This is a genomic window from Clostridium folliculivorans (genome assembly GCF_024341905.1).
GTDB classification, from domain to species: domain Bacteria; phylum Bacillota; class Clostridia; order Clostridiales; family Clostridiaceae; genus Clostridium_AR; species Clostridium_AR folliculivorans.
Genome location: NZ_BQXY01000040.1, coordinates 1 through 439, shown reverse-complemented (window position 1 = coordinate 439; position 439 = coordinate 1). Strand labels below are relative to the sequence as shown.

General features: G+C 43.1%; 1 rRNA gene. It reads right to left on the bottom strand.

Going from position 1 to position 439, the window contains the following annotated elements:
* A 23S ribosomal RNA gene (locus OCU55_RS23800) occupies positions 1-439 on the bottom strand; the annotation flags it as partial.

Genomic DNA, 439 nt, shown 5'->3' with positions numbered 1-439 from the left:
ACGGTTTCAGGTTCTATTTCACTCCCCTTCCGGGGTTCTTTTCACCTTTCCCTCACGGTACTTCTTCACTATCGGTCATCAAGTAGTATTTAGCCTTGGGAGGTGGTCCTCCCTGCTTCCCACAAGGTTTCACGTGTCTCGTGGTACTCTGGAGCAGAACTAGCTTATTATTATTTTCACTTACAGGACTATTACCTTCTACGGTATATCTTTCCAGATATCTTCAATTAATAATAATTTTGCCTTATGTTCTGTCCGCAACCCCAAAGATAAATCTTTGGTTTGGGCTCTTCCGATTTCGCTCGCCGCTACTGACGGAATCGATGTTTCTTTCTCTTCCTCTAGGTACTTAGATGTTTCAGTTCCCTAGGTTTACCCTCCTATAGCTATGTATTCACTATAAGATACGTAGGGTTACCTACGTGAGTTTCCTCATTCG